Below are 26,957 nucleotides of genomic sequence, written 5' to 3' on the forward strand. Positions count from 1 at the left end.
TGCCGCTAAAAGCTTGCCGCTGCCCTTAACCCTTGCCCTTGGTCCGGGTCATGTTCGGGCCACCGTTTTTCTCGATGTGCTCGATGATGATCCCCGCCACGTTCTTGCCGGTGGTGGTCTCGATACCTTCCAGGCCAGGCGAGGAATTCACTTCCATCACCAGCGGCCCGTGGTTCGAACGCAGGATATCCACACCCGCGACGCTCAGGCCCATGACCTTGGCCGCGCGCAGGGCGGTCATGCGTTCTTCCGGAGTGATCTTGATCAGGCTGGCGCTGCCGCCACGGTGCAGGTTGGAGCGGAACTCGCCGGGCTTGGCCTGGCGTTTCATCGCGGCAATCACCTTGTCGCCGACCACGAAGCAGCGGATGTCGGCGCCGCCGGCTTCCTTGATGTACTCCTGGACCATGATGTTCTGCTTCAGGCCCATGAAGGCCTCGATCACCGACTCGGCCGCCGTGGCGGTTTCGCACAGCACCACGCCTATGCCCTGGGTGCCTTCCAGCACCTTGATCACCAGCGGCGCGCCGTTGACCATCTCGATCAGGTCGGGAATGTCGTCCGGCGAGTGGGCGAAGCCGGTCACCGGCAGGCCGATGCCGCGTCGGGACAGCAGTTGCAACGAGCGCAGCTTGTCCCGCGAGCGGGCGATGGCCACCGACTCGTTGAGCGGGAACACACCCATCATTTCAAACTGGCGCAGCACCGCGCAGCCATAGAAGGTCACCGAGGCGCCGATCCGTGGAATCACCGCGTCGAAACCTTCCAGCGGCTTGCCGCGGTAGTGGATCTGCGGTTTGTGACTGGCAATGTTCATATAGGCGCGCAGGGTGTCGACCACCACCATTTCATGGCCACGCTCGGTGCCGGCTTCGACCAGGCGACGAGTGGAATACAGACGCGGGTTACGCGAAAGCACAGCGATCTTCATGCAACACCTGTGGCAGAGGTAGTGGACACCGGGAACACCGGTTTGTCTTGAACGTATTTGATCCCTGGATTGACCACCAACTGGCCATCGATCAGGGCTTTGGAACCGAGCAGCAGGCGATAGCGCATGGCCTTGCGGCAGGCGAGGGTGAACTCCACCCGCCAGACCCGATCGCCGAGCGCCAGGGTGGTACTGATCACGTAGCGCACCTGCGCCTGGCCGTTGGAACTCTTGATGGTTTTCATCGCCACCAGCGGCGCTTCGCAACGCCGGTGACGCAACTGCACCACGCTGCCCAGGTGCGCGTTGAAGCGCACCCACTGCTCACCGTCGCGCTCGAACGGCTCGATCTCGGTGGCATGCAGGCTGGAGGTGCTGGCGCCGGTATCGATCTTGGCGCGCAGGCCGGCGACTCCCAAATCCGGAAGCGCCACCCACTCGCGCAGACCCACGACGGTCAAATGGTCAAATGTCTTCAAATGTGCTCAACCGCTGAGGAACCCGCTCGTACCGTCAAGCGGCCGAATTCGCGGTATTCACGCAGAATAATGGGTAAAAGGCGACAGATATCTAGGCCCGGCTCCACAGCTCCCGGACGGGCTGCCGCAGAGCCTCGCATTGTAAACCGAGCCATCGCAATTCATGGCACGAGAGAAACGGTAGTACAGTTCGAAAATATTTCAGAATGAGGAAATGCCATGGCACAAAAAGCCGAAGACGACGACAAGGTCCGTCTGGACAAATGGCTGTGGGCGGCGCGCTTCTACAAGACTCGCGCCCTGGCCAAGGCCGCCATCGAAAGCGGCAAGGTGCATCACCGGGGCGAGCGCTGCAAACCGGGCAAGGAGCCGAGGATCGGCGACGAGTATGAGATACGCACCGGTTTCGACGAGCGCACCGTGGTGGTCCAGGCCCTGTCGATCGTGCGCCGTGGGGCGCCGGAGGCGCAGGCTCTCTATACGGAAACCGAAGCCAGCATCGCCAAGCGGGAAAACGCCGCCGCGCTACGCAAGGCCGGCGCCCTGGGTGTGAGCACCGATGGCAAGCCGACCAAGAAACAGCGGCGCGACCTGTTCAAGTTCCACAGCCACGAATAAGCCCCTGTAGGAGCGAGGCTGCCTGCGATCAGTTGCAAAGCAGCGGTTGCAGCCCTCTCACTATTCCCTGGAGGGCGCATCGTCTGCATTCAATCACCGGCAAGCCGGCGCCTGCTCAGGCCGTAGCCCGCACCACGCTCAGGCGCGACAGCAACGGCAGCTTGCCCAGCAGGTTGAACAGCGGATTGGTCACCTGCAACAGGAAGTTCGAAGCCTTGGCCGCATACGGGGTGTAGTAGCCCCAGCCGAGCGCCCAGACCGCCAGCAGCACGCCGCCGATATAGTCGTCCTGGCCCCAGTGCGCGCCCGCCACCAGGCGCGGCATCATAAACAGCAGGGTCAGGCCCCAGATCACCAAGAACTGGCCGACGCCGCGGCTGAACACGCTCATGAACAGTGCCCAGATCAGCAGCACCGAAGCGTGGTCACCGGGGAAGCTCTGGCTGGAACGGTCCTTGAGTTCCCAGGTTTTTTCCCAGTGCGGGAAATAGTCGCTCATGTGCACGGCATCCTGGAGCATCATCGACGGGCTGTCGTGTTGCCAGCCCATGGCGTCGGCGAGCCTGGAGAACAACAGGCGGATAATCAGCATCAGGACCAGGATCGACAGGAAGCCGAAAAACGCCCGGCGCACGTCCACGGCCTTGAACACCCAGTCACCGCGGATCAACAGGGTCAGCAGGATCAGCCCGACTATCGCGTCAAAAGGCCTGAGGCTGGCCACGGCCCAGATATGCAGCCAGGTGGAGTTGCTCGCAAGGGGAGCATTCAGCAGGCGGAACAGCCATTCGTCGAACATTACACAAAGCATCTGCCCGCTTGGCCATAACCAGAAACCCAGCAGCGCCAGAGGGAGCAAATTGCACAACACTAGCTTGCCGAGGTTCCACCTTGCTTGGAACAAACCCGGATTGTTCATAAAATGCCTCCAATGGCAGAAAATCGCGCACCGTAACAGTGCAAAAAACGCAATTTTCATATCTTGTAACCATTTTGTCATCACTTCAGATACCCAAACCTATGACTCATTTGCCGGATACCGACTTCACCCAACGCTTCATCTTCGATGACAGCGACGCCCGCGGCGAGCTGGTGGCGTTGGAGCGCAGCTATGCCGAAGTCCTCGCCAAACACGCTTACCCGGAGCCGGTCGCGCAACTGCTCGGCGAGCTGATGGCGGCGGCCGCGCTGCTGGTCGGCACGCTGAAGTTCGATGGCTTGCTGATCCTCCAGGCCCGTTCCGAAGGCCCGGTGCCTTTGCTGATGATCGAGTGCTCCAGCGAGCGCGAGATCCGTGGTCTGGCCCGCTATGACGCGGAGCAGATCGCCCCGGACGCGACCCTGGCCGACCTGATGCCCAATGGCGTGCTGGCCCTGACCGTCGACCCGACCCACGGCCAGCGTTACCAGGGCATCGTCGACCTGGACGGCGCGACCCTGTCGGAATGCTTCACCAGCTACTTCGTCATGTCCCAGCAGGTCGGTACCCGTTTCTGGCTGCACGCCGACGGTCGTCGCGCCCGTGGCCTGCTGCTGCAGCAACTGCCGGCCGACCGCCTCAAGGATGAAGAAGAACGCGCCGCCAGCTGGCAGCACATCACCGCGCTGGGCAGCACCCTGACCGCCGACGAACTGCTGAGCCTGGACAACGAAACCGTGCTCCATCGCCTCTACCACGAAGAAGCCGTGCGCCTGTTCGATGTGCAGCCGTTGCGCTTCCGTTGCAGCTGCTCGCGGGAACGCTCGGGCAATGCGCTGGTCAGTCTGGGTCTGGAAGATGCGCAGAAGCTGGTGGTCGAACACGGCGGCAGCATCGAGATCGATTGCCAGTTCTGCAACGAGCGCTACCTGTTCGATGCGGCCGATATCAGCCAATTGTTCGCCGGAGCGGGTGTCGAGTCGCCGTCAGATACTCGTCACTAAAACGTTTCAGCGCAGGTAAATCACCTGTCAAGCGCCGGATTAACGCCGTTCTGACGGGAGGGCCCTACTCTTTTTGGGCTTTTCTGGCATAATCCGGCGCACTTTTTTCGCGGTAGTAGTGCACGACTTTCTACTACAAAACGTTTGGAGCACTCGGCCACTGGCCGACGGGGAACCTCATGACGCAAGCCAATAACGCCGTGTACACCGATCTGAGTGTTGATGATCTGGTCAAAGAAGCCCTGAACCGCGGTGAAGGCGAGCTTGCCGATACCGGCGCGCTGGTTGTTCGTACCGGTCACCGTACCGGCCGTTCGCCAGTCGATCGTTTCATCGTTGAAGAGCCGAGCACCCAGGACGCTATCGCCTGGGGCCCGATCAACCGCAAGTTCCCGGCCGACAAGTTCGATGCCCTGTGGGCTCGCGTCGAGGCATTCAACAACGCGCAAGAGCATTTTGTTTCCCATGTGCATGTAGGTGCTTCCGACGAGCACTACCTGGCCGTGAAGATGACCACCCAGACTGCCTGGCAGAACCTGTTCGGTCGTTGCCTGTTCATCAACCCGGCCCAGTACAACCCGGCTGGCCGTGATGAGTGGCAGGTGCTCAACGTTGCCAACTTCGAATGCGTTCCAGAGCGTGACGGCACCAACTCCGACGGTTGCGTGATCCTCAACTTCGCCCAGAAGAAAGTGCTGATCGCTGGCATGCGCTACGCCGGTGAAATGAAAAAAGCCATGTTCTCGGTGCAGAACTTCCTGCTGCCGGCCGCCGACGTGCTGCCGATGCACTGCGCCGCCAACATCGGCGAAGAGGGCGATGTGACCCTGTTCTTCGGTCTGTCCGGTACCGGCAAGACCACCCTGTCCGCCGATGAAAGCCGTTACCTGATCGGTGACGACGAGCACGGCTGGGGCGAGGGCGTGGTGTTCAACATCGAAGGCGGTTGCTATGCCAAGTGCATCGACCTGTCCGAGAAGAACGAGCCGGTCATCTGGAAAGCCATCAAGCACGGCGCAGTGCTGGAAAACGTTGTGCTGGACGACGCCAAGAAGGCCGACTACGCCGACGGCAGCCTGACCCAGAACAGCCGCGCCGCCTACCCGCTGGAGCACGTCGAGAAGCGTTCCGAGAAAAACCTCGGTGGCGAGCCGAACGCCGTGATCTTCCTGACCTGCGACCTGACCGGCGTACTGCCGCCCGTGTCGATCCTCAGCGAAGAACAAGCTGCCTACCACTTCCTGTCCGGCTACACCGCTCTGGTGGGTTCGACCGAAATGGGTTCGGGCGCTGGCATCAAGTCGACCTTCTCCACCTGCTTTGGCGCACCCTTCTTCCCGCGTCCGGCAGGCGAATACGCAGAGCTGCTGATCAAGCGCATCCGCGGCTTCGGCTCCAAGGTCTACCTGGTCAACACCGGCTGGACCGGCGGTGGCTACGGTGTTGGCAAGCGCTTCAACATCCCGACCACCCGTGGCGTGATCGCGGCCATCCAGAGCGGCGCTCTGGTCGGTGCCGAGACCGAGCACCTGGACACCATCAACCTGGACGTGCCACTGGCCGTTCCAGGCGTCGAAACCGGCCTGCTCAACCCACGCAACACCTGGGCTGACAAAGCCGCCTACGACGAAGCCGCCAAGGCCCTGGCCGGCCTGTTCATCGAGAACTTCAAGAAGTTCGACGTGAGCGACGCCATCAAGGCTGCTGGTCCGAAGCTGTAAGCATCGGGTAAGTGGTTCAAGAAGCCGCCCTTTGGGGCGGCTTTTTTGTGGGCGTCATTCAGTCCCGTTCAAATTCCAGGCGGCTTGTTCGAGCGGCTCAATAAGCCTGATTCGACGCGACGTGTAAGGTAAATCCTGGTGTCCTGTGCAGACAGTTCAGGGCCAATCGCCTGGCCTGAGCGAAAAAGAAAAGTCGCTCGACCAGCTCGGATTTGCCTGACAGCCAAGGTCCCCTCGCACTGGTTAACGTGAGATCCCCCGGTTGAAGACCGGGGTTTCCCAGGCGACCGAGCAAAGGACTATGGCCCGCAACAAGGATGTGCCCCAGGTATGGCAGCACCACGACGCTGACGGCGGTGGTTATCGTCGCCTGCGCGATATGACGGCGAGTGAATTGGCCGAGCGTGACGATGCGCAGCAGGGTTACGAGCAGATGCTCGCTCGCCAGCAGGCCTATGAAGAGCGGCTGGCGGCTACACAGGTGGAATCGCAACCAACGCCCGTCGGTTGCGTATTTGCCAAGTCTTGCAAGCTGCCGAACGCAATCATCGACTACGTCACCCCGACGGGCTTCATACCCACTGATTCGGTGGCGAATTACGGCGCGTTGACGCTGCTGGGCGGTCGTGAGGTCGAGGCGGGTGGGTGCGTGGCCCTCAAGCGCATCAGCGGCGCGCTGCCGGCCAATCTCGGTACCTTGACCCTGGGTGGTGTCTCCGCGGCGGCTGGTACCACCGGCAGTGGCCTGGGGCTGATCTCCTCGGGCGTGGCGGCCGGTGCGTTGCTGGGGCTGGTGGCTTTGCTCGCTCCATCGAGCCTGGGTGATGGCGCGCTGTACAGAGAAGAGCAGCTACGCAATCTCAAGCAAGCTCGCACCCGGCTACGCCTGCGAGTTGAACAGCAGGCCGATGGCAGTCTCAAGGGCTACGGTTTCAACACCCAGGGGCGCCGCGAGTGGGAAATGATTCCGGTGGCTGAGTTTGAGGTTCGTGATGAGCAGCAAGTGGCCGATCTGGGGGATGGCATCACCCTTATCTGGACCCCAGCTGTGGACCCTTCGAGCACCATAGGGATACCACCGCTGGAAGCGGCGCCACAGACACCTCCGATCTGGATTTTTCCGCCGACTGAGGCGGCGGAGCGGATCATCGTGAGTCCGATTTATCCGCCGGAGTATCGGGATTTTATTCTGGTGTTTCCGGTGGGGTCGGGTGTACAGCCGCTGTATGTAGTTTTGAGTGTTTCTGACCATAAATATCACCCCACTCCTCAAGGTTTGCTCCCGGCTTTCCCTGATGCTGTGCGGGTCCGGTCTAAGACGCCCGTAACTGGGGGTGGTGGACTACGTCCGCGTTGGGTTGATAGGGCGGGTAATATTTATGAGTGGGATCGTCAGCATGGCACTCTTGAGAAATACAACAAGCGCGGAAGGCATCAAGGCGAGTTTGATTACGTTACAGGTAAGCAAACAAAAGATGCAGATAAGGGAAGGAGAGTAGAACCATGATGTTCTCGGTAATGGGCTTTGAGCCTGGAAAGGATGAACTGACATTTGAAGTATCTATTAATGTGTCTGTCGACGAACTGGCTCCAGTCATGGGGTGGACAGGAGCCAGTGACTGTATTGGTGCCGACTTTCGATTAACGGCTGCTCAGATTGTTGAAATTGAGCAATTGTGTTCAGTGAGTTTTCCTGAAGGGATGGATCTCTATCTAGCGTCATCAGATGGAAGTAATGGTTCTTGAGAGCTGTTGGGCGTTCACCTATGACGCACCCCAAAAGTGGATGGGTTTGTGTGCCATTTCGAAAAGGTGAGTGAGCACTCGGCAGGGGTGATCTGATTTTTACCCCGAGGACGGTGCTGATGATTCACCCGAAGGCATATAGGTGCGGCAATCCACCAACCGTTTCCGTGAGAGCTTTGCTTTTTAATTGAGGTGGCGGCGTAACGATCTATGCATCGTTCACAGCACAACACGGAAAAAACCTCTCTCCAAGGAGCAGGATGTAATGTTGAAAGTGGCTATTTTATTGGCCTTGGCGACCGCCATCGGTGCAGCTCAAGCGGATATTCAAGTCCAGGTCTTTCCATTGCCTGAAGATCTGAAAAATCTGAAGCCTGTTGCAGTTGAACAGAGCGGTGTTGAGGAAAAGAAGCGGCTGGATCGAATCGACTCGATAGCAAGGCGCTTCAATCTGAAGATGGACGAAAAATTCATTTACACAGGTGAAGTGAAGCCAAGCCCTTCGCTAGGAACACTGGCTGTCGTCTATAAGGTTTATCCAGAAGAGGCGCAGCTTAAGGTCGTCCGAATCAACCTGAAATTTGGGGATGCGCGTATCTATTCTGTTGCCCCTGAGGAGATCAAACCCTACGCAGATTTTGAATCGAGCCCCCTCGACACAAGAGTGGCAAGCGCTGTCCTGAAACCAGGAGCATCCGCCGTCCGAGCCCGTGATTATTACAAGGATTGGTACGAAACCTATCAATCATTGCGCGTCAAACTGGCGTTAAAGGTAGTTGCAAGCGATGCCTGTGAGACAGTGAGTAGTGTTGATCTCTATCGTTTCAATGGGGATATTTTTACTGCGTTCTGCGGTAATGGCATGGAAATTAGTCAGACTCCAGCAGCGATTGAAGCAGATCAGCCAGTAGATCCTTCTTTTAAAAAATGGGTTGTTATACGCCCCAAGTAAAATCAGGCTTTCAATCGTTGTTCGGATTGTGTAGCGGTTGCAGTTTGCTCCGAACGATCTCTTCCAGCACCGTGAATCCGTACCGCCACTCCAGCCAAACGGCTTGCCGTCCGTCGCTATCCGCACCGGGTCTGCCAGGGCTTGGCCCCTGACGCAGGATTAGTCTGGCGGCGAGGCCCCTAGAAGGGGACAGGGAATCCCGTAGGCTGGCTCTTCGAGGCGTCGAATATCCAGCACTCGCGTCGAAAACTGTGTATGGTGCGCGCGAAATCTGCCGGGTACCTTTGGGTGCCGACTTCATACACTTAAAGGGAATTAGGTATGCGCTTGTTTCGCGTGACTTCGATTTTTTCGTTGTGGGCATTGGCGTTTTCGGTGACGGCGCAGCAGTTGCCGGTCGAGGTGCTGAGTGCGGTGGTCAAGGACCAGAAGATCGCCGATGCCGAAGTGCTGGTGCAGCGCAATGGGGCACAGAGCGTTGTCGGTCGTACCAATGCTCAAGGCCAGGTGACCCTGACCACCGACTTTGCGGATGACCCCAGCAACCTGCTGATCATCAAGAAACCCGGCTACTCCAACCTGGTGGTCAAGTGCCCGTGCAGCGGCATGACCTACGCCATCAGCCCGGTGATGCAGAACCTCGACGGTCTGCGCGTGGTGCTGACCTGGGGCGCGACCCCCAGCGATCTCGATTCGCACATGATCTTCCCGGGCAACAACATCTACTTCCGCAACCAGCAAGGTGAAGATGCCCACCTGGACGTCGACGATATCGACGGCTACGGCCCGGAAACCATCACCCTGGAAAAGAAACACTACGGCGAAAGCTATGTGTACGCGGTGCATGACTACAGCAACCAGACCCGCCCGGAGTCCCGTCAGCTTGCCGCCAGCCAGGCCAAGGTGTTCGTGTACATGGGCCAGTCGCTGGTGCGCACCTACTACGTGCCGCAGGACCGCAGCGGTAACCTGTGGACCGTGTTCCGCATGACCGGCAATGGCGACTTCCAGGACATCAACACCCTCAGCGGCGTGACCGTCGACGCGCAGGACGTGTTGAACGAAGTGTCGCCGTTGCTCGACGACAAAGTGGAAGTTGCCGCCGTTGCCGTCAGCAGCAGCGCACAAGCCGATGCGAAAACCCTGAACCGCAAGGGCGAAGAGGCTTACCACGCCGGTAACCTGCAGCAAGCCATCGACTTCTACCGTCAGGCCATCGAGCTGAACAACGGCTACGGTCAGGCCTACAGCAACCTCGGCCTGGCCTATCAGAAAGCCGGCAATACCGCCGAATCGATCTGGGCCAACCGCAAGGCCATCGCCCTGGCCAGCGGCAGCTCGGCGGCCACCGTGCGCGCCAGTTCCTACTACAACATCGCGCGTATCTACGAAGCGGCCGGCCAGTTCGCCGATGCCCTGCGTCACTATCAGTTGGCCAAGCAGCAGAAGGCCAACCCGGTGTACGACAAAGCCATCGAGCGTGTGCAAAACCGTTGATTCACGGGTGTTGATCTGACCCCCATAACGCGCCGTCCCACGGCGCGTTATGCATTTATGGAGGTTGTTATGCGGGTTCTGGTTGTTGCGTTGATGTTGTCCCTGTGGACGGCCGTTGCCCAGGCTGCCGGCCCGATGGTGTTCGCCACCATCGATCGCAGTAGCTGGCCGGGTTCGTTGGCCACGCAAGCGGGCTTCGATACCGCCTCGCGCGCGGAAATCCTGATGTTCGGCAAGGCCCTGCTGGCCAGCGAGGCGCTGGACGATGTCAGTCTCAAGCAGCGCCTGGGCGTCAAGGCGCTGGACCATCATTCGGTCGAGCAAGTGCGCGAGCGTTTCTGGATACGCCTGCTCAGCAGTTATCACAGCGCCAGCCAGGACTGTGAAGGCGCCGCCTTCTGTCCGCTGGTGCGTAACCTGGATGACTTGCGGCAACTGGCCCAGGGCTTCACCGGAACGGTCAGCCCGGCCTATGACGCGTGGGCCCAGGCGAGCCGCCAGTTTCATGAGCAGTACCTGAACGAACAGCTGCGCCTGGCGGCCTTGTTCCCGAAGATCAGCAGTGAGATCGAACGTTTCGACAGCGCCGAGCTGATGGGCGACGAGTTGGCGGACCGGCAGTTTCTGCTGACCTTCGACGACGGCCCGACGGCCGCGGGCGGCCATACCGATACGCTGGCCAATGTGCTGCGGGCCAACGATCTGCATGGCCTGTTCTTCGTGCTGGGCGAGCCGTTCCAGGCGCGTCTGCGCAAGTCCTCGCCGGCGCAAATGCGTGAGTTGTACAGCGGCCAGTGCGTTGCCTTGCATGGTTGGGCGCACAAGTCCCACAGCGCCTGGAGCGAATGGCAGCAGTCCATCACCCGTTCCGCGACCCTGGTGCGCGGCACGTTGCCGGATGATTACCAGCCGCTGTTCCGTCCGCCTTATGGTCAGCGTTCGAGTGACAGTGCGGCGTTCTTCAAGGCACAGGGCATCAAGGTGATGCTCTGGGGCATCGACTCCCAGGACTGGAGCAAGAGCCTCAGCGCCAGCGCGGCGAGCCAGCGGGTGCAGACCCTGATGCTGCTGTGGCGCCGGGGGATCATTTTGTTCCACGACATTCACAACAAGGCGCCTGCTGCAGTGCCGACGCTGATCGCCGCCAACAAGAGCAATGGCGTGAAGTGGGTGGATTGCCGCGCGACGTGGTAAGAACACGACTTTTATCGCGAGCCATCGGCTGCCTGGTGGTTCGCGATACACCCTGAAAAACTCCGCATAACCCCAGTCGGACAGCATTCTGCGCCTCCCTGTATCATCCCGTATCCTTTCTTCCCCGACCTTTTCCCGACCCTGTGCCAGTCTGCAAGGCACGTCAGCGGTCAAAGGAGTGACAGCTCATGCACGACACCCTCGAACAGGTCTTCGGTTATCCACAGTTTCGTCCCGGCCAGGAGGCGGCGGTCAGCGCGGTACTGGCCGGGCGCTCGGCGGCGGCGATCTTTCCCACGGGCTCCGGCAAGTCCCTGTGCTACCAGTTGCCGGCCTTGCTGCTGCCGCACCTGACCCTGGTGGTCTCGCCGTTGCTGGCGCTGATGCAGGACCAGCTGGCGTTCCTCCAGCGCCACGGCATCGCCGCGGCGAGCATCGATTCGGCGCAGAGCCGCGACGACGCCAACGAGGTCATGGCGCGGGCGCGCTCCGGTGAGCTGAAGATCCTGATGATCTCGGTGGAGCGCCTGAAGAACGAGCGCTTTCGCAACTTCCTGCAGCAGGTGCGGATCTCCCTGCTGGTGGTGGACGAAGCGCACTGCATCTCCGAATGGGGCCATAACTTTCGCCCCGACTACCTCAAGCTGCCGGACTATCAGCGCCAGTTCAACATTCCCCAGGCACTGCTGCTGACCGCTACCGCCACGCCCAAGGTGATCGCCGACATGCAGGCGAAATTCGCCATCGCCGGGCAGGATGTGGTGACCACCGGTTTCTACCGGCCCAACCTCAACCTGCTGGTGGAACCGGTGCGTGGCCAGGACAAGCGCCGGCGCCTGGTGCAGTGGCTGAGCGAGCGTCCCGGGCAGCCGAGCATCGTCTATGTCACCTTGCAGAAAACCGCCGAGCACATCGCCGAGCATCTGAGTCGCCACGGCATCCAGGCCCAGGCCTATCACGCCGGTCTGCCCCATGAGCAGCGCGAGGCCATCCAGCGTCAGTTCATGGCTGGCCAGTCCAATTGCATCGTCGCCACCATCGCTTTCGGCATGGGCATCGACAAGAGCGACATCCGTAACGTGGTGCATTTCGACCTGCCCAAATCCATCGAGAACTACAGCCAGGAAATCGGCCGCGCCGGGCGTGATGGACAACCTTCCGACTGCCTGGTGCTGGCCAACCGCGACAGCCTCAACGTGCTGGAAAACTTCGTCTACGGCGACACGCCGGAGCTGGAAGGTATTCGTTGTGTGCTGGACGAGTTGCAGGGCGCGGCGCCCGACGGGCAATGGGAGTTCCTGTTGGGGCCGCTGGCGGACCAGAGCAACATTCGTCAGCTGCCGCTCAAGACCTTGCTGGTGCAGTTGGAGCTGCGTGGGCTGATCGCGCCGCGTTACGCCTACTTCGCCGAATACCGCTTCAAGTTCCTCGAGGAACCGCAGGTGCTGCTGGCGCGTTTCGAGGGTGAGCGCCGAGAGTTCGTGGCGGCGATCATCGAGACCTCCAGCCGTGCCCGGACCTGGGCCACGGTGAATTTCGACGCGCTGTATCAGCAACATCAGGCCGAGCGTAACCGGGTGGTGAAGGCCCTGGACTACTTCCAGGAAAAGGGCTGGGTCGAGCTGGAAAGCAAGCAGATGACCGAGGTCTACAACCTGCTGGAGACGAGCTTCGATGCCGCGATCCTGAGCCAGCAGTTGCACGCCTATTTCAAGCAGCACGAAAGCAGCGAGATCGCGCGGATCCACGCGATGCTCGCGCTGTTCGCCACCGAGCAGTGCCTGGGGTATCGCCTGGCGCAGTATTTCGGCGATGACCAGGCACCGCAGCGGTGCGGGCATTGCTCGGTGTGTCACGGTCAGGTGGCTCGCTTGCCGGAGCCGCCAGCCTTGTCCGCGCTTGTGGATAAAAACTTCGAAGCGCTGTGCGGTGAATTTATCCACAGGCACCAACAGCACAGCGGCACGGTTCCAGGGGCGGAACGGTTGACGCGTTTCCTCTGTGGGATCAGCGTGCCGCTGTTCACCAAGCTCAAGGCGCGGTCGATCCAGGGGTTTGCGGTACTCGAGGATTACCCCTACGCCGAAGTGCGCGATTGGGCTGAACATCACCTTCAAGGTTGATGCCTGCCCGATCCATCCGCTGAATGCCGCTCATCACACGAATAAATTTCAAAAATACCCAGGGCCTGATTATGGTGGTTTGCGTCTTCGAGCCACCTACAAGGGAGCCACTATGAGCCAGATCGACATTCAGCGCGCCGCAGTGATCGGTGCCGGGACCATGGGCCGCGGGATTGTGATGTGCCTGGCCAATGCCGGGGTCGCGGTGCAGTGGGTGGACAACAATCCGCAGATACTCGAACAGGCGCTGACAGCGGTGAGCGAGACTTATGCACACAACGTGCGTCAGGGCCGGATCGATCAGGCAGAGGCCGACGCGCGCCGGGCCCGGGTAAGCGCGGCAGCGGATTACCTGGCGATCCGCGATGTGGACCTGGTGATCGAGGCGGTCTACGAAAACCTCGAGCTGAAGCAGAAAATCTTCCGCGAACTCGATGGCCTGCTCCAGCCGCGGGCGATCCTCGCCAGCAATACTTCGGCGCTGGATATCGACGCCATCGCCGCGGTCACCCGGCGACCGCGGCAGGTGCTGGGCCTGCATTTCTTCAGCCCGGCGCACATCATGAAGCTGCTGGAAATCGTGCGCGGCGCCTCGACCGCACAGCATGTGCTCGAGGCCTCGCTGGCGCTGGGCGAACGCATGGGCAAGGTCAGTGTGGTGTCTGGCAACTGCCCTGGATTCATCGGCAATCGCATGTTGCGCACCTATGTGCTGGAGGCGCGCAAGATGCTGCTGGAAGGCGCTTTCCCTTATCAGGTGGATGCCGCATTGCAGGGCTTCGGTTTTGCCATGGGCCCGTTCCGCATGTATGACGTGGTTGGCATCGACCTGGAGTGGCGCGCCCGGCAACTGGCCGGCAAGGGCCAGGAGGCGCACGAAGTGCAGGTGGATAATCGCCTGTGCGAGGCGGGCCGGTTCGGCCAGAAGAGTGGCAACGGCTATTACCACTATGAGCCCGGCAGTCGCCAGGCCGAGCACGATGTGCAGGTCGATGCTCTGGTTCAGGAGGTCAGCGAAGGCCTGGGCTACCGTCGTCGCGATGTTGGCCTCGAGGAAATCCTCGAACGCTGCCTGCTGGCGCTGGTCAACGAAGGCGCGAAGATCCTCGAGGAAGGCATCGCCGGCTCGGCACAGGATATCGACCTGGTGTACCTCAACGGTTATGGCTTCCCGGCGGACAAGGGCGGGCCGATGAGTTGGGCGGACCGGCAGGGGCTGGTGGCAATCCAGAAAGACTTGCTGCGGCTGCAAGCCGAGTTGGGCGCGCATTGGAAGCCGGCGCGGTTGATTGACGAGCTGGTGCAGGCTGGCAAAGGGTTTGCCGATCACCGGGCCATCGGTTGAAATAGTCGATCGCCTGACCGACCACAGCAGGGTCGCCTTCCAGACACCTCACCTCCGAGAACCCGCCAATGACCGACCGCATGCCGCAACGCACCGACTACCGCCACTTCCAGCCCATCATCACGCGCTGGCACGACAACGATGTGTACGGTCATGTGAATAACGTCACCTACTACAGCTTCTTCGACACGGCAGTGAACACCTACCTGATCGAAGAGGGCGGCCTGGATATCCATGACGGCGAGGTGGTGGGTTTCGTGGTGAGTTCGGCCTGCGATTACTTTGCCTCGATCGCTTTTCCCGAGCGCATCGAGATCGGCCTGCGTGTCGGCAAGCTGGGCAACAGTTCGGTGCAGTATGAGCTGGCGGTGTTCAAGGCGGGGGAAAGCGATGCCTGCGCGGCGGGGCGCTTCGTGCATGTGTTCGTCGATCGGGCATCGAACCAGCCGGTGGGGATTCCCGCCGGGCTGCGTGCAGCGCTGGAACGCTTGCTGATGTAAGGCACAAAAAAAACCGCAGCTTCAGGCGGCTCCTGGGGGTTCATCCCGGGGGTGATGAACCCTGTCTGGCAGGAGCTGCCGTCAGGCTGCGGTCTTTGTGTCAGCGGGCTGCGACCGTTTCAGGTCTTAGTCGCGCCAGTGACGCTTGTGCTTGCGATGCCCGTAGGCATGGCCACGACCCGGGTGGCCGTCGCGGTAGTAGCGACGATCGTCGTAGTCGCGATCACGGTAGCGGCGATCGTCACGATCGCTGGAGTTGCCCAGGTGGTTACCCAGCGCGCCGCCGACGCCACCGCCCGCCGCTGCGCCGATCAGGCTGCCAGTGGTGCCCCCCATGCTGCGACCGACCACGTTACCGCCGGCTGCGCCCAGCGCACCACCGATAGCGGCTTCGCCACGGCTGCGTCTGTCGGCACCCACGGCACTACCGCCCGCGCCGCCCAGGGCCGCACCGATGGTCGAACCGGTGCTACCACCAATCGACTGACCGACGACCGAGCCTAGAACCCCGCCCAATGCGCCGCCCACACCTGCTTCTGTGGTGCCGCCGGCAGAGGCGATGCCGCTGACCAGGCCAAGGGACAACAAGAGAATCGAGGAGAACTTCATAGAGGAGCCTCAAAGGGATGACGGCGCGATCCTGAGGCTGTATTGAGGCGCTTACAATCAAAATCCGACGAATAGCACGAGTTGTACACAATCTCGTAACTTATTGTTTTTAGTAGGGAACTTATCCCGTTTTTGCGAGTCTGTAGCTACTTGGAAAAGGCCGCTTCTGGATGGAAACGGCCTTTTTTGTGCCTGCGATTTGGTTGGCGCTGGAACATCTCGCGGATCGTAGCCGCTGCCGCAGGCTGCGATAAGGCGCATAGCGCCTTCCAGCGCCCTCAAGAACAACGCCTCCTCAGCCTGCGGCAGCGGCTACAGGGCCAATGAGTTCGCCGATCAGGCCGACCGGGCCATGATCAAGCCGCTGTCGCTGGCCGCCTCCAGGCGGATCGCGACGAACTTCGAGGTCGGGGTGTAGCTGCCGTCCCCGATGCTTTCCAGCGGCACCAGCGGGTTCACCTCTGGGTAATAGGCCGCGGCCTGTCCCGCCGGAATGTCGAAGGCCAGCAGGGTGAAACTCTTGACCCGGCGTTCGCGGCCGTCATCCCACAACGAAACGATGTCGGCTTTCTGCCCCGGCTTGAAGCCCAGGCGGATGATGTCGGCTTCGTTGACGAACAGCACGTCGCGCTGGCCCTTCACGCCACGATAGCGGTCGTCCAGGCCGTAGATGGTGGTGTTGTACTGATCGTGGGAACGCATCGACTGCATGATCAGGTCCGGCAACTGCCCGGTGGCGCGGGTGCGCTCATGCACCAGATCCTTGGGCAGCAGGTTCGGGCGGAAATTGGCGCGGCCAGACGGGGTGTTCCAGCGCCGCGCGCCGGCCGAGTTGCCGAGGTAGAAGCCGCCAGGGTTTTTCACCCGCTCGTTGAAGTCCTTGAAGCCGGGAATGGTGTCGGCGATCAGGTCGCGGATGCGGCTGTAATCGGCCACCAGCCAGTTCCAGTCCACCGGGTGGCTGCCCAGGGTAGCGGCGGCGATGCCGGCGAGGATCGACGGCTCTGAACGCATCTGCGGTGACAGTGGCTGCAACTGGCCGTTGGAGGCGTGGACCATGCTGAAGGAGTCTTCCACGGTCACTGCTTGCGCGCCTTCGCTCTGCAGGTCGATGTCGGTGCGGCCCAGGCACGGCAGGATCAGTGCTTCCTTGCCGTGGGCCAGGTGGCTGCGGTTGAGCTTGGTGCTGATCTGCACGGTCAGGTCGCAGTTGCGCAGGGCCTGGAAGGTCCGCGGGCTGTCCGGGGTGGCCTGGGCGAAGTTGCCGCCCAGGCCGATGAAGACTTTCGAACGGCCTTCGAGCATGGCGTGGATCGCCTCGACCACGTTATGGCCGTTCTCGCGCGGCACCTTGAACTGGAAGCGTCGCTCCAGGGCGTCGAGGAAGGCCACCGGCGGCTGTTCGTTGATGCCCATGGTGCGGTCGCCCTGCACATTGCTGTGGCCACGCACCGGGCACAGGCCGGCGCCCGGACGGCCGATGTTGCCGCGCAGCAGCATCAGGTTGGCGATTTCCTGGATGGTCGGCACCGAATGGCGATGCTGGGTGATGCCCATGGCCCAGCACATGATTACGTTCTTGCCCTTGGCGTACATGCGCGCCGCGCGCTCGATCTCCACCAGGGTCAGGCCGGACTGCTCGACGATCTCGTCCCATGGGGTGTCGTCGATGACGCTCAGGTAATCCAGCACGGCGGCGGTGTGTTCATTGAGGAAGTCGTGATCGAACACCGCCGGCGCGCCAGTCTTCTGGGCGTCGCGTTCCCATTGCAGGAGGAACTTGGCCATGCCGCGCACCACCGCCATGTCGCCGCCCAGGGCTGGGCGGAAGTAGGCGGTATTGGTCGGCTTGTTGCCGTTGGTGAGCATTTCGATCGGGTGCTGCGGATGCTGGAAGCGTTCCAGGCCGCGCTCTTTCAGCGGGTTGATGCAGACCACCTGGGCTCCGCGTTTCACTGCTTCGCGCAGCGGCTCGAGCATCCGTGGATGGTTGGTGCCGGGGTTCTGGCCCCAGACGAAAATCGCATCGGCATGCTCGAAGTCGTCGAAGGTCACGGTGCCTTTGCCGACGCCGACGCTCTGCGCCAGGGCCACGCCGCTGGCCTCATGGCACATGTTCGAGCAGTCGGGGAAATTGTTGGTGCCGTAGGCGCGCACGAACAGCTGGTACAGGTACGCCGCTTCGTTGCTGGCCCGGCCCGAGGTGTAGAACTCGGCCATGTCCGGGCTGGGCAGCGCTCGCAGGTGCTTGCCGATCAGGGCAAAGGCCGCTTCCCAGCTGATGGGCTTATAGCGATCGGTCTCGGCGTCGTAGCTCAGGGGCTCGGTCAGGCGGCCCTGGTATTCGAGCCAGTAGTCGCTCTGCTCGAGCAGCGAGCTGACACTGTGCCTGGCGAAGAACTTGCCATCCACGCGGCGTTTGGTGGCTTCCCAGTTCACCGCCTTGGCGCCGTTCTCGCAGAACTTGACCATGCCGCTTTCCGGCGAGTCGCCCCAGGCGCAGCCCGGGCAGTCGAAACCGCCGTTCTGGTTGGTCTTGAGCATCATGCGGATGTTCTTCAGTGCGTTGTCACTCGTCAGCCAGGCCTGGGCGACGCTGATGAGCGCGCCCCAGCCGCCGGCCGGGCCCTTGTAGGGCTTGTAGCGCGGGGTAGGTGTCTGGTCGGCTTGATGATGAGTGGTCACGCTTGTTTCTCCATCGCAGGGCTATAGACCCGTGGCGCACTTTTTTGCGGCAGGTGAATGAGGTTGAGGTTGTGCCGGCGTGCCCATTGCAGGGCCAGGCCGGTGGGCGCCGACAGGCTGACCAGGGTCTGGATGCCGGCACGCAGGACTTTCTGGATCAGTTCCAGGCTGCAGCGGCTGGTGACGATGGCCACGCCGCCGGCAGTAGGTATGTTCTGGCGGATCAACGCACCGATCAGTTTGTCCAGGGCGTTGTGCCGGCCGATATCTTCACGGCCCAGCAGCAGCTCGCCCTGGGCGTTCATGAACACCGCCGCATGCACCGCGCCGGAATGCTGGCCCAGGGGCTGGAAGGCGCTGATGCGCTGGCGCAGGCCATCGAGCCATTGGGCCGGCGGCAACGGCGCGCCGGGCAGCACCTTGAGGTCCGGCAGGGCCTGCTCCACGGCTTCCACGCCGCACAAGCCGCAACCGCTGGTACCGGCCAGTTGCCGGCGTTGCTGCTTGAGGTTCCAGAAGGCGCGGCTGGAGATCTGTACCTGGGCGTACTGGGCCGAACCGCTGCCGCTCAGTTGCAGGTCATAGATGTCCGACGCGTCGCCGATGATGCCGCTGCCGAGGCTGAAGCCGACGATGAAGTCTTCCAGGTCGCTGGGAGTGACCAGCATCACGGCCTGGCTGATGCCGTTATAGGCGATCGCCAGCGCGACTTCCTCGGCGAGCGCGGTGCTGGCCGATTCCGTGTGGTCGAGGTTGCTGTAGCAGTAGTTCTGACTGGCGGCGGGCGCGGGCGTTTTCACAGTGGGCGTCGCGCAAGCCGGGCGCTGGGGTTTCATGGGGCATCACCGGCGGAATATCCAGCCCTAAGACTAAGCGCGTCAAAGTGTCGCGTCTAATTGCTAGTACTGATGTGCCGATAGATGCCGTCGATCAAGGCTCGCTCGGTGATTTCTGCTGCAGGGCAAAGCACGCCTCGGCGAGGGCCGAGCGCGGTGCACTGCGGCGCATGATCAGGCCCAGGTGCGCCAGGGTGTTGGCGTCTGCTATGGGCTGCAGGCGCAGGTGTTCGGTGAGGGCTTCCAGGCCGCCGTCCAGCGGCATGATCGCGCAGCACAGGCCGCCATGTACGGCTTGCAGCAGTTGATGCACGGCATCGGTCTGCAATAGCGGTTGTGGGGTGAGGCCGCGACTGTGGAAGTTATGGTCGATGGACTGGCGAAAATGCATGCCGCTGGTCAGCATGCCCAGCGGCAGTTCGATCACGGCCTCCCAGCTCAGGGGCTGCTCGCCGAAGCTGAAGAAACGTTGGTCGTAGAGCAGGCCCATGCGGGTTTCGCCGAGGGCCAGGGATTCGAAGCGTTCGCTGTCCAGGCGCTCCAGGTAGGAAACGCCGATATCCAGGCGATTGCTCGCCAGCTGTTCGAGGATCTGCTCGGAACTCAGCGCCGACAACTCGAAGCGCACGTTCGGGTGCGCCTGGTGCAGGCGCTGCATCAGTGGCAGCGGGTCGAAGCTCGACAGCGGTACCACCCCCAGGCGCAGGGTACCGACCAGATTGCCGCGACAGGCGGCCGCCTCGGCCTGCAGCCCGTCGTAGGCGGCCAGCACGCTGCGGGCCCAGGCCAGCACCCGTTCCCCGGGGGCGGTGAAGCCCTCGAAACGCTGGCCGCGGTTGACCAGCGGCAGCTCGAGTTCTTCCTCGAGGTTGCGCAAGCGCATGGACAGGGTCGGCTGGGTGATGTGGCAGCGCGCGGCGGCCTGGCCGAAGTGGCGGGTTTCGTCGAGAGCGATGAGGAATTTCAGCTGTTTGATGTCCATCTTCGCTTCCTGGGCGCGGGGGGAGGCGATTCTAGCGTGCTTGCCGTGCACAGAGTCATTGGTCGATTTTGAACCTCGTCTCTGAAGGCTGGTCTAGTCTTTCGCGTCTGGACCTATTAAACCCAAGGAGTGTGCACCATGAGTATTTTTAGCTTTGTGAAAGAAGCGGGCGAAAAGCTTATCGATTTGTTGACGCCGGGTAACGCCAATGCGAGCGAACAGTTGAAGGAGCACATCGCCAAGGTCGGCCTGGGTAACCCCAACGTCCAGGCTACCGTGGAAGGCGACAAGGTCATCGTGACCGGCGAAGTGGCCAGTCAGGAAGAGAAGGAAAAGATTCTGCTGGCCGTGGGCAACATCGAAGGCGTCGGCAGCGTCGACGACCAGATCACCGTCACCGGTCCTGTGGCGGCTGCCGCGCGTTTTGTCACCGTGAAAAAAGGCGACACCCTCAGCGCCATTTCCAAGGCCGTGTACGGCGACGCCAACAAGTACAACAAAATCTTCGAGGCCAACAAGCCGCTGCTGTCGCACCCGGACAAGATCTATCCGGGCCAGGTACTGCGCATTCCCGAGTAATGCTCGGCCTGTAGCCGCTGCCGAAGGCTGCGATAAGGTCCGAAGGACCTTCAGCGATCAACATCGCTGCGACCGTTCCACGGTCGATCGCAGCCTGCGGCAGCGGCTACAGGATTGCTCTACAGCCCCTCGATCAATTCTCGATAATCCCCCAGCGCGGCAAACTCCGCCGTGTCTTTCGGCCCCTTGCGGCTGTCCGGTTCACTCACCGCCAACAGATGGGCCACACCGAAATCCCGCGCGCTGCGCAGGATCGGCAGGGTGTCGTCGATAAACAGGCTGCGTGCCGGATCGAAGTCGATATCCGCTTGCAGCGCGTCCCAGAACTGCGGGTTCTCCTTGGCGAAACCGTAATCGTGGGAACTGATCAAACGTTCGAAGTAGGGCGCCAGCTCGACTTTTTCCAACTTCAATGACAACGAGTCGCGGTGCGCATTGGTGATCAGTACCACGCGTTTGCCGGCCTGCTTGATCGCCGCGAGAAAGGTATCGGCGTCCGGGCGCAGGGAGATCAGGTGGGCGGTCTCCAGCTTCAGTTCGCGCACCGGCAACTTCAGTTCGGCGCTCCAGAAGTCCAGGCAATACCACTGCAATTGTCCGGCGTTACGCTCGAACAGCGGCTGCAGTTCCATTTCCGCCATGGCGCGGCTGACGCCATGCAGCTCGGCATAGCGCTGGGGCAGGTGCTCCATCCAGAAGTGGTTGTCGTAGTGCAGGTCCAGCAGGGTACCGTCCATATCCAGCAGAACGGTATCGATGTCGCGCCAGGGCAGTGAAGGCATGGAGAACGTCTCGAACGGTAGAAAGATATCCGACACAAACAATCGGGAAAGCCGCGTTATAGTAGCGCGTTCACGCCAAGGAGCCTTTGTATGCGCCAGAAACCCACCGTACTCGCCCGCGAGATCGTCGCCACCAGCCGTCTGTTTTGCGTCGAAGCGGTACAGTTGCGCTTTTCCAACGGTGTGGAGCGCACCTACGAGCGTCTGGTGGGCAAGGGCGCGGGCTACGGCGCGGTGATGATCGTGGCGATGCTCGATGCCGATCATGCGGTGCTGGTCGAGGAATATTGCGGCGGCACCGACGCCTATGAGCTGTCCCTGCCCAAGGGCCTGATCGAGCCCGGCGAGGATGTGCTGGCGGCCGCCGAACGTGAGCTCAAGGAGGAGGCCGGTTTTGGCGCGCGGCAGTTGGAGCATCTGACCGAGCTGTCGTTGTCCCCCGGTTACATGAGCCAGAAGATCCAGGTGGTGCTGGCCACCGACCTCTACGAAGAACGGCTGGAGGGCGATGAGCCCGAGCCGATGCGCGTGGACAAGATCAACCTGCGCGAGCTGTCGAGCCTGGCGCAGAACCCGCAATTCACCGAGGGCCGCGCCCTGGCCGCGCTGTACCTGGCCCGCGACCTGCTGACCCAGCGCGGCGCCTTTCAAGCATGAGCGAACAACCGATGAATTTTCCCCACCCATTGCTGGCGCCGGTGATCGACCTGGCCTTGAAGGCCGGCGAGGCGATCCTGCCGTTCTGGCGCGCCAACGTCGCCGTCACCAGCAAGGCCGACGAGTCGCCGGTGACCGCGGCCGACCTGGCGGCGCACCACCTGATCGTGCAAGGCCTGACCGCGCTGGATCCGAGCATCCCGGTGCTTTCCGAAGAAGACGCCGATATCCCTCGGGACGTGCGTGCCGGTTGGCAGCGCTGGTGGCTGGTGGACCCGCTGGACGGCACCAAGGAATTCATCTCCGGCAGTGAAGAGTTCACCGTCAATATCGCCCTGATCGAACAGGGGCGGGTGGTGTTCGGCGTGGTGTCGATGCCGACCAGCGGTCGCTGCTATTTCGGCGGCGCCGGCCTCGGGGCCTGGCGCGCGGACAAGGGCGAGGCGCCGGTGGCGATCCACGTGCGTGACAGCCTGACGGCGGGCGAAGCCTTCACCGTGGTCGCCAGCCGTCGGCATACCAGTCCCGAGCAGGAACGTCTGCTGGCTGGCCTGAGTGCGACCCTGGGCGAGTTGCAGCTGGCGAACATCGGCAGCTCGTTGAAGTTCTGCCTGTTGGCCGAAGGCGCGGCGGATTGTTATCCGCGACTGGCACCGACTTCGCAGTGGGACACCGCGGCGGCCCAAGGCGTGCTGGAAGGCGCTGGAGGCGAGGTGCTGGATCTGAGTGGCGAGCCGTTTTGCTACCCGGCGCGGGAGTCGCTGCTCAATGATTTCTTCCTGGCGCTGCCGGCCAAGGCCGCATGGCGTGGGCGCTTGCTGGAGCTGGCGCGGGGCTGATCTTTGTAGCCGTTGGCGCAGCCTGCGATCGGCTGCGCAGCAGTCGTAAACCGGTCCGCGCGGTGTGTCAGACAGAATATCGTCAGTCGATCCACGGCCGCTTCGTCGGAGTGCCGCCTAGCCCAATCGCAGGCCGCGCCAGCGGCTACAGGGTTACCGGTGCAACACGTATTGCCCGGTAAAGCGCACCGCATCCTCATCGCTGCCGGCATTCACCACCCGGGTGTGCAGGATCAGCCGCGCGCGACCGTAGCGCTCATACATAGTCACGAACCTGTGCCACACCTCTTCGCTCGGCGCGGCGCAGATGGCCGTGGCGTCGCTGGTCACCGGCAGCGGGTAGTTGATCTGTCCTTCCTGAATCACGATGTGCCCGTCGTCGATCCCCGCTTCTTTCAACCGCAGGTGCAGCCAGCCCCAGCCGGCCAGCACCGCGCCGCAATACAGGCTGCCGCCGAACATGGTGCTTTTGTGGTTGACGTTGGCTTCCAGCGGCAGCTGCAGGCGCAGCTCGTGTGCGTGCCAGTCGAGCACTTTCAGGCCCATGTCCCGCGTCAGGGGAATGTCGTGATGGAGGATGGATTCCAGGTGACGACTGTCGCGGTTCATGCAAGGCCTCGATGGTGAAAGGGGTGCTTTAACAAGGTTAGTCGGCATCGTTCAATCGATGTCGTCGCTACTAGAACTGGCGCTGCTGTCGCCGAAGCTCAGGCCGTGTTTGCGCAGTTTGTCATGCAGGGTCTTGCGTGGAATACCCAGGGCTTCGGCGAGGCTGCGCAGCGAGTTGTGGGAGCGGGCCAGCTCGGCGGCGATCAGGCTCTTTTCGAAGTTTTCCACCTGTTCGCTCAGGCCGCCCTCGACCAGCGTCGGCGCCGGCTGCGAGGAGCCGCCATCCGCCGCGCTGTTGTCCAGAGCCAGCTCCAGGCCGAGGGCGAAACGTTCGGCGGCGTTCTGCAGTTCGCGCACATTGCCCGGCCAGTTGTGGCGCAGCAGCAGGGCGCGCTGCCCCGGTTGCAGTTCGTGGGGCGGCAGGCCGTGGCGGGCGCTGGCCTCGTCGGCGAAATGCTGGAACAGCAGCAAGGCGTCTTCACCGCGCTCGCGCAACGGTGGAATACGCAGCGGCGCGACATTCAGGCGGTAGTAGAGGTCGGCGCGGAAGCGTCCCTGGTCGGCCGCCTGGCGCAGGTCTTCCTTGGTCGCGGCGATGATGCGTATGTCCAGCGGGATCAGTTGATTGCCGCCCAGGCGCTCCACCACTCGCTCCTGCAGCATGCGCAGCAGCTTGACCTGTACATCCAGGCTCATGCTTTCGATTTCATCGAGGAACAGCGTGCCGCCGTTGGCGAATTCGAACTTGCCGATGCGGCGTTTCTGCGCGCCGGTAAAGGCCCCCGGCTCGTGGCCGAACAGTTCGCTTTCGACCACCGACTCGGCCAGGGCGCCGGCATTGATCGCCACGAACGGACCGTTGCGCCGGCTCGACAGGTCGTGCAGCGCCCGCGCCACCACTTCCTTGCCGGCGCCGGTCTCGCCGAGGATCAGCACGTCGGCCTTGGTCGCCGCCAGGGCGCCGATCTGCTCGCGCAGACGCAGCATCGGCGCGGACAGCCCGACCAGCCGTGCGCTGAGCTCCTGGCGGTCGCTCAGGGCCAGGCGCAGGCTGCGGTTGTCCAGGACCAGGCGGCGCAGCGCCAGGGCCCGACGCACGCTGTCGAGCAGGGCATCGCTGGCGAAGGGTTTTTCCAGGAAGTCGTAGGCCCCGGCGCGCATCGCCTGCACCGCCAGCGGCACATCGCCGTGGCCGGTGATCAGCAGCACTGGCAGTTCAGGGTCCTGGCCGTGCAGCTCGCTGAGCAGTTCGAGGCCGTCCATGCCGGGCATGCGGATGTCGCTGACCACCACCCCCGGCCAGTCGCGCTCCAGGCGCGCGGCCAGGCCCTGGGCTTCGCCCAATGGCAGGATCTTCAGCCCCGCCAGGTCCAGGGTCTGGCTCAGGGCCTGGCGCAGGTGCGGATCGTCGTCGATCAACACCACCTGCACGTCACTGGTGATCGGTGTACTCATACGCTGCGGTCCTCGGACGGTTGCAGGCTCACTCCCGGCGCGCCGGCGCGCAGCCGCAGGGTAATCAGGGCGCCGCCTTCGCGGTGGTTGGAGAACGACAATTCACCGCCAAAGGCGCGCATCAGGGTGTCGCAGATCGCCAGGCCCAGGCCAAGGCCCTGGGTACGGGTCTTGGTGGTGTAGAAAGGCTCGCCGGCGCGGCCCAGGGCTTCCATGCAGAAGCCCGGACCGTTGTCGCGAATGTACAGATTGACGCCCGTGGCGGTGGATTCGGCACTCAGCCAGAGTTTGCGCGGCGGGCCTTTTTCGGTCAGCGCATCCAGGGCGTTGGCCAGCAGGTTGCCGAGCACCTGGCGCAGGCGCGTCTCCCCGGCCTCGACCCACAGGGTGGCCGCCGGCAGGTCGCGGATCAGCTCCACTTCCATCGCCCGTCGACGCTTGGCCAGCAGCGCCAGGGCATCGTCTAGCGCCGGTTGCAGGGCAACGCTTTCCGGCGCGTGGCGGTCGCGGCGGGCAAAGGCGCGCAGGTGGGCGATGATCGAGGCCATGCGCCCGGTCAGTTCGCTGATCAGCTTGAGGTTGCCGCGGGCGTCCTCGGTGCGCTGGTGGTCCAGCAGCACCTCGGCGTTTTCCGCGTAGCTGCGGATCGCCGCCAGCGGCTGGTTGAGTTCATGGCTGATGCTTGCCGACATGGTGCCCAGGGCCGAGAGCTTGCCGGCCTGCACCAGGTCGTCCTGGGCGCGCACCAGTTCCTGCTGGGCGTGTTCGCGCTCCAGCACTTCCTGTCTGAGGCGGCGGTTGAGGCCTTCCAGGTCGCTGGTACGTTCGGCCACGCGCATTTCCAGCTCGCGCCGGGCCTTGGCTTCGAAGGCGATGCGCTCCAGGTAGTGGCGGCGGCGCTGCATCATCAGCCCGAGCAACAGCATCAGCACCAGCAGCGTGGCGCCGCCCACCGCCACCACCGTGCGCACCGGGCGGTCGATCAGGGTGCGTGGGGCGAGGATGCTCACGCTCCAGCCGGTTTCGTCGATCTCTCGGGTCTGGGTCAGCCAGGCGCTGGAGTCGAGGTTCAGCGGCCGTGGATCGCGGGTCGGGTAGGGCTGGATGGCGACTATGGCCTTGCTTTCGTCTTCGCTCAGCGGGCGGGTCGAGCGGAAACGCCATTCCGCCCGCGAGGTGAGAATCACCACGCCATTGTGGTCGGTGACCACCAGTTGCTCGGGGGTCTTGCCCCAGAGGCTTTCGGTGTGGTCCAGGTCGACCTTGACCACCAGCACACCGATGATTTTCTCGCCCTTGCGCACGGCGGCGGCGAAGAAATAACCGCGCTTGGCCGAGGTGGTGCCCAGGCCGAAGAAACGCCCCAGGCGCCCGGCCATGGCCTCGCTGAAATACGGGCGGAAGGAAAAGTTACGACCGACAAAACTGTCGTGCTTGTCCCAGTTGGACGCCGCCAGGGTGTTGCCGGAGGTGTCCATCAGGTACATCACTTCGGCCCCGGTCTGGGCGCTGATGTTTTTCAGCAGGCGGTTGGCGTTGCCCTGGGTCACGCCGTCGTCCGGCGCCCCGAGGACCGCGCGCAGCGCCGGCAGCTCGCCGAGAATCTGCGGCAGCACTTCATAGCGGTGCAGGGTGCCCAGCAGGTTGGCGACGTAGAGGTCGAGGGTCTGGCGGTTCTGGCCCGCCAGTTCGCTGCGGTAATAACGCTCGGCCAGATGCTCCAGCGGCCACAGCAGCGGCGCCAGGCACAGGGCCAGCAAAGCCAGGCTACGCCAGCGGGGGCGTTGGGGAAGGGGTGGAGTCATGAGGGACATGCGCCTGTGGGTACAGGCGCATTATGCCTAGCCCTGCCCGGCAAGACACAAGCATTGCTGGCGGTTGCCACCGATGGCAGA

The 26,957-nt window shown here is 62.5% G+C and carries 25 protein-coding genes; 14 read left to right on the plus strand and 11 right to left on the minus strand.

Going from position 1 to position 26,957, the window contains the following annotated elements; all coding sequences use genetic code 11:
- Positions 1-25 precede the first annotated feature (25 nt).
- On the minus strand, positions 26-931 hold the full coding sequence (gene rimK, locus DK261_RS15725; RefSeq protein ID WP_007931744.1) for a 30S ribosomal protein S6--L-glutamate ligase: 906 nt from the start codon (positions 929-931) through the stop codon (positions 26-28).
- Entirely contained in the window at positions 928-1,410 is a 483-nt protein-coding gene (locus tag DK261_RS15730) for an ATP-dependent zinc protease (RefSeq protein WP_007931742.1), read from the minus strand. Before DK261_RS15730 ends, rimK begins: the two co-directional genes overlap by 4 nt.
- A gap of 219 nt (positions 1,411-1,629) precedes the next feature.
- Here DK261_RS15730 and DK261_RS15735 point away from each other — a divergent pair, with 219 nt between their 5' ends.
- Positions 1,630-2,028, plus strand: coding sequence for an RNA-binding S4 domain-containing protein (locus DK261_RS15735; RefSeq protein WP_009046461.1), 399 nt, complete (start codon positions 1,630-1,632; stop codon positions 2,026-2,028).
- A gap of 115 nt (positions 2,029-2,143) precedes the next feature.
- On the opposite strand, the gene DK261_RS15740 is transcribed toward DK261_RS15735, so the two are convergent.
- A complete protein-coding gene (locus tag DK261_RS15740; RefSeq protein ID WP_009046462.1) occupies positions 2,144-2,947 on the minus strand; it encodes a phosphatase PAP2 family protein in 804 nt (267 codons plus the stop codon).
- A 101-nt stretch (positions 2,948-3,048) separates the two neighbouring features.
- Here DK261_RS15740 and hslO point away from each other — a divergent pair, with 101 nt between their 5' ends.
- The 10 genes from hslO (at position 3,049) to DK261_RS15790 (ending at position 15,029) form a co-directional block, all read left to right on the plus strand.
- The gene (hslO, locus tag DK261_RS15745) at positions 3,049-3,951 is read left to right on the plus strand and encodes an Hsp33 family molecular chaperone HslO (RefSeq protein ID WP_110175952.1); all 903 of its coding nucleotides are present in this window, start codon (positions 3,049-3,051) and stop codon (positions 3,949-3,951) included.
- A gap of 179 nt (positions 3,952-4,130) precedes the next feature.
- Positions 4,131-5,672: a phosphoenolpyruvate carboxykinase gene (locus tag DK261_RS15750; protein ID WP_110175953.1), complete on the plus strand. Its 1,542-nt coding sequence runs from the start codon at positions 4,131-4,133 to the stop codon at positions 5,670-5,672.
- Positions 5,673-5,973: 301 nt separating this feature from the next.
- Complete coding sequence (locus tag DK261_RS15755) at positions 5,974-7,179, plus strand: colicin E3/pyocin S6 family cytotoxin (protein ID WP_110175995.1); 1,206 nt, start codon at positions 5,974-5,976, stop codon at positions 7,177-7,179.
- On the plus strand, positions 7,176-7,418 hold the full coding sequence (locus DK261_RS15760; RefSeq protein WP_080577941.1) for a hypothetical protein: 243 nt from the start codon (positions 7,176-7,178) through the stop codon (positions 7,416-7,418). The genes DK261_RS15755 and DK261_RS15760 overlap by 4 nt, the downstream gene beginning before the upstream one ends.
- A 265-nt stretch (positions 7,419-7,683) precedes the next feature.
- A complete protein-coding gene (locus tag DK261_RS15765) occupies positions 7,684-8,370 on the plus strand; it encodes a hypothetical protein (RefSeq protein ID WP_110175954.1) in 687 nt (228 codons plus the stop codon).
- A gap of 321 nt (positions 8,371-8,691) precedes the next feature.
- Positions 8,692-9,867: a tetratricopeptide repeat protein gene (locus DK261_RS15770; RefSeq protein ID WP_009046468.1), complete on the plus strand. Its 1,176-nt coding sequence runs from the start codon at positions 8,692-8,694 to the stop codon at positions 9,865-9,867.
- A 69-nt stretch (positions 9,868-9,936) separates the two neighbouring features.
- The gene (locus tag DK261_RS15775; protein WP_110175955.1) at positions 9,937-11,061 is read left to right on the plus strand and encodes a polysaccharide deacetylase family protein; all 1,125 of its coding nucleotides are present in this window, start codon (positions 9,937-9,939) and stop codon (positions 11,059-11,061) included.
- 188 nt (positions 11,062-11,249) lie between these two features.
- The gene (locus DK261_RS15780) at positions 11,250-13,184 is read left to right on the plus strand and encodes an ATP-dependent DNA helicase RecQ (RefSeq protein ID WP_110175956.1); all 1,935 of its coding nucleotides are present in this window, start codon (positions 11,250-11,252) and stop codon (positions 13,182-13,184) included.
- A gap of 112 nt (positions 13,185-13,296) precedes the next feature.
- The gene (locus tag DK261_RS15785; RefSeq protein WP_110175957.1) at positions 13,297-14,529 is read left to right on the plus strand and encodes a 3-hydroxyacyl-CoA dehydrogenase; all 1,233 of its coding nucleotides are present in this window, start codon (positions 13,297-13,299) and stop codon (positions 14,527-14,529) included.
- A gap of 68 nt (positions 14,530-14,597) precedes the next feature.
- Complete coding sequence (locus DK261_RS15790; protein ID WP_009046472.1) at positions 14,598-15,029, plus strand: thioesterase family protein; 432 nt, start codon at positions 14,598-14,600, stop codon at positions 15,027-15,029.
- A 126-nt stretch (positions 15,030-15,155) separates the two neighbouring features.
- Here the strand turns inward: DK261_RS15790 and DK261_RS15795 are convergent, their stop codons facing one another.
- The 4 genes from DK261_RS15795 to DK261_RS15810 form a co-directional block, all read right to left on the minus strand.
- Positions 15,156-15,638, minus strand: coding sequence for a glycine zipper domain-containing protein (locus DK261_RS15795; protein WP_009046473.1), 483 nt, complete (start codon positions 15,636-15,638; stop codon positions 15,156-15,158).
- A gap of 336 nt (positions 15,639-15,974) precedes the next feature.
- Complete coding sequence (locus tag DK261_RS15800) at positions 15,975-18,323, minus strand: FdhF/YdeP family oxidoreductase (protein ID WP_110175958.1); 2,349 nt, start codon at positions 18,321-18,323, stop codon at positions 15,975-15,977.
- Positions 18,320-19,159, minus strand: a complete 840-nt coding sequence (gene fdhD, locus DK261_RS15805) for a formate dehydrogenase accessory sulfurtransferase FdhD (RefSeq protein WP_110175959.1) — start codon at positions 19,157-19,159, stop codon at positions 18,320-18,322. Before fdhD ends, DK261_RS15800 begins: the two co-directional genes overlap by 4 nt.
- Before the next feature lie 94 nt (positions 19,160-19,253).
- A complete protein-coding gene (locus tag DK261_RS15810; RefSeq protein ID WP_009046476.1) occupies positions 19,254-20,141 on the minus strand; it encodes a LysR family transcriptional regulator in 888 nt (295 codons plus the stop codon).
- A 138-nt stretch (positions 20,142-20,279) separates the two neighbouring features.
- Here DK261_RS15810 and lysM point away from each other — a divergent pair, with 138 nt between their 5' ends.
- Complete coding sequence (gene lysM, locus DK261_RS15815) at positions 20,280-20,720, plus strand: peptidoglycan-binding protein LysM (RefSeq protein WP_009046477.1); 441 nt, start codon at positions 20,280-20,282, stop codon at positions 20,718-20,720.
- A 119-nt stretch (positions 20,721-20,839) separates the two neighbouring features.
- Here lysM and yrfG read toward each other — a convergent pair whose 3' ends face one another.
- Positions 20,840-21,502 carry a GMP/IMP nucleotidase gene (gene yrfG / locus DK261_RS15820; RefSeq protein ID WP_009046478.1) on the minus strand — a complete coding sequence of 221 codons (663 nt, stop codon included), beginning with the start codon at positions 21,500-21,502 and terminating at the stop codon, positions 20,840-20,842.
- Positions 21,503-21,592: 90 nt separating this feature from the next.
- Here yrfG and nudE point away from each other — a divergent pair, with 90 nt between their 5' ends.
- Together nudE and cysQ are read left to right on the plus strand one after the other, a co-directional pair.
- Positions 21,593-22,159, plus strand: a complete 567-nt coding sequence (nudE, locus tag DK261_RS15825; protein WP_007931715.1) for an ADP compounds hydrolase NudE — start codon at positions 21,593-21,595, stop codon at positions 22,157-22,159.
- A gap of 11 nt (positions 22,160-22,170) precedes the next feature.
- A complete protein-coding gene (cysQ, locus tag DK261_RS15830) occupies positions 22,171-22,998 on the plus strand; it encodes a 3'(2'),5'-bisphosphate nucleotidase CysQ (protein ID WP_110175960.1) in 828 nt (275 codons plus the stop codon).
- Between the two features lie 153 nt (positions 22,999-23,151).
- Here the strand turns inward: cysQ and DK261_RS15835 are convergent, their stop codons facing one another.
- From DK261_RS15835 to DK261_RS15845, 3 genes are read right to left on the minus strand one after another with little or no spacing between them, the layout of a single operon-like run.
- The gene (locus tag DK261_RS15835; protein ID WP_007931705.1) at positions 23,152-23,607 is read right to left on the minus strand and encodes a YiiD C-terminal domain-containing protein; all 456 of its coding nucleotides are present in this window, start codon (positions 23,605-23,607) and stop codon (positions 23,152-23,154) included.
- Positions 23,608-23,658: 51 nt separating this feature from the next.
- Complete coding sequence (locus DK261_RS15840) at positions 23,659-25,062, minus strand: sigma-54 dependent transcriptional regulator (protein ID WP_041985396.1); 1,404 nt, start codon at positions 25,060-25,062, stop codon at positions 23,659-23,661.
- Positions 25,059-26,867: an ATP-binding protein gene (locus DK261_RS15845; RefSeq protein WP_009046481.1), complete on the minus strand. Its 1,809-nt coding sequence runs from the start codon at positions 26,865-26,867 to the stop codon at positions 25,059-25,061. The genes DK261_RS15840 and DK261_RS15845 overlap by 4 nt, the downstream gene beginning before the upstream one ends.
- Positions 26,868-26,957 lie beyond the last annotated feature (90 nt).

Source organism: Pseudomonas sp. RW409 (assembly GCF_003184125.1).
Taxonomy (GTDB): domain Bacteria; phylum Pseudomonadota; class Gammaproteobacteria; order Pseudomonadales; family Pseudomonadaceae; genus Aquipseudomonas; species Aquipseudomonas chlororaphis_I.

What these genes read in the sequence shown, in the direction of transcription:
- DK261_RS15750 (WP_110175953.1), top strand. Translation starts at nt 4,131, where the DNA reads ATGACGCAAGCCAATAACGCCGTGTACACCGATCTGAGTGTTGATGAT.
- DK261_RS15760 (WP_080577941.1), top strand. Translation starts at nt 7,176, where the DNA reads ATGATGTTCTCGGTAATGGGCTTTGAGCCTGGAAAGGATGAACTGACA.
- cysQ (WP_110175960.1), top strand. Translation starts at nt 22,171, where the DNA reads ATGAATTTTCCCCACCCATTGCTGGCGCCGGTGATCGACCTGGCCTTG.
- DK261_RS15775 (WP_110175955.1), top strand. Translation starts at nt 9,937, where the DNA reads ATGCGGGTTCTGGTTGTTGCGTTGATGTTGTCCCTGTGGACGGCCGTT.
- DK261_RS15740 (WP_009046462.1), bottom strand. Translation starts at nt 2,947, where the DNA reads ATGAACAATCCGGGTTTGTTCCAAGCAAGGTGGAACCTCGGCAAGCTA.
- DK261_RS15765 (WP_110175954.1), top strand. Translation starts at nt 7,684, where the DNA reads ATGTTGAAAGTGGCTATTTTATTGGCCTTGGCGACCGCCATCGGTGCA.
- DK261_RS15780 (WP_110175956.1), top strand. Translation starts at nt 11,250, where the DNA reads ATGCACGACACCCTCGAACAGGTCTTCGGTTATCCACAGTTTCGTCCC.
- fdhD (WP_110175959.1), bottom strand. Translation starts at nt 19,159, where the DNA reads ATGAAACCCCAGCGCCCGGCTTGCGCGACGCCCACTGTGAAAACGCCC.
- DK261_RS15810 (WP_009046476.1), bottom strand. Translation starts at nt 20,141, where the DNA reads ATGGACATCAAACAGCTGAAATTCCTCATCGCTCTCGACGAAACCCGC.
- yrfG (WP_009046478.1), bottom strand. Translation starts at nt 21,502, where the DNA reads ATGCCTTCACTGCCCTGGCGCGACATCGATACCGTTCTGCTGGATATG.
- DK261_RS15785 (WP_110175957.1), top strand. Translation starts at nt 13,297, where the DNA reads ATGAGCCAGATCGACATTCAGCGCGCCGCAGTGATCGGTGCCGGGACC.
- rimK (WP_007931744.1), bottom strand. Translation starts at nt 931, where the DNA reads ATGAAGATCGCTGTGCTTTCGCGTAACCCGCGTCTGTATTCCACTCGT.
- DK261_RS15845 (WP_009046481.1), bottom strand. Translation starts at nt 26,867, where the DNA reads ATGACTCCACCCCTTCCCCAACGCCCCCGCTGGCGTAGCCTGGCTTTG.
- DK261_RS15790 (WP_009046472.1), top strand. Translation starts at nt 14,598, where the DNA reads ATGACCGACCGCATGCCGCAACGCACCGACTACCGCCACTTCCAGCCC.
- hslO (WP_110175952.1), top strand. Translation starts at nt 3,049, where the DNA reads ATGACTCATTTGCCGGATACCGACTTCACCCAACGCTTCATCTTCGAT.
- lysM (WP_009046477.1), top strand. Translation starts at nt 20,280, where the DNA reads ATGAGTATTTTTAGCTTTGTGAAAGAAGCGGGCGAAAAGCTTATCGAT.
- DK261_RS15770 (WP_009046468.1), top strand. Translation starts at nt 8,692, where the DNA reads ATGCGCTTGTTTCGCGTGACTTCGATTTTTTCGTTGTGGGCATTGGCG.
- nudE (WP_007931715.1), top strand. Translation starts at nt 21,593, where the DNA reads ATGCGCCAGAAACCCACCGTACTCGCCCGCGAGATCGTCGCCACCAGC.
- DK261_RS15755 (WP_110175995.1), top strand. Translation starts at nt 5,974, where the DNA reads ATGGCCCGCAACAAGGATGTGCCCCAGGTATGGCAGCACCACGACGCT.
- DK261_RS15840 (WP_041985396.1), bottom strand. Translation starts at nt 25,062, where the DNA reads ATGAGTACACCGATCACCAGTGACGTGCAGGTGGTGTTGATCGACGAC.
- DK261_RS15835 (WP_007931705.1), bottom strand. Translation starts at nt 23,607, where the DNA reads ATGAACCGCGACAGTCGTCACCTGGAATCCATCCTCCATCACGACATT.
- DK261_RS15735 (WP_009046461.1), top strand. Translation starts at nt 1,630, where the DNA reads ATGGCACAAAAAGCCGAAGACGACGACAAGGTCCGTCTGGACAAATGG.
- DK261_RS15795 (WP_009046473.1), bottom strand. Translation starts at nt 15,638, where the DNA reads ATGAAGTTCTCCTCGATTCTCTTGTTGTCCCTTGGCCTGGTCAGCGGC.